Annotated in this window: 1 protein-coding gene; it reads right to left on the bottom strand. The window is 32.8% G+C overall.

The annotated features are described in order from the left end of the window. Nucleotides 1–464, bottom strand: a 464-nt coding sequence (locus A8C32_RS05125; protein WP_205635371.1) for a transposase, incomplete at both ends; no start/stop codon positions are given.

Here is a 464-nt window from a genome sequence, read left to right as displayed (position 1 = left end):
AAATTCACAGCAAATATTGTTAAAGCACTCTGCATTTGCATATTTTCTATACCATAAGATATAGCTCTTCCATAACCATGGACATTTTTTAATTCTCCATTTTTAGCTTCTATTTTATAACGCTGTTTGGATTTCTCTTTGAAGTAATCTGATGTTTCAAACTCCATCTGTTCTTTATGGATGTCTGACTTTAAAGTAATGGAGTAAGATTTTGATTTAGCCCCTTCTTTATAACAGCCTTCCCTTAAAGGACAGGTCTTACATTTTTCAACATCAAAGTAATAGGTAATAACTTGATTTGTGGCGACATTCTTTTTGCCTTGTTTCGCTTTTCTTATAGCTAAATGACCTGCTGGACAGACAAACATATCTGCATCTTTATTATAATCAAATTCGTCTTCTTCTTTCCTAAACCCTTGGCTGATAGCTGGATCTAATCTAGCTACAATCTTTATATCTTTTTC

The sequence above is a fragment of the Flavivirga aquatica genome (genome assembly GCF_001747085.1).
Classification (GTDB): Bacteria; Bacteroidota; Bacteroidia; order Flavobacteriales; family Flavobacteriaceae; genus Algibacter_C; species Algibacter_C aquatica.
Note: the sequence above shows the minus strand (reverse complement) of the source record. Positions and strands in the feature narration are given on the sequence as shown.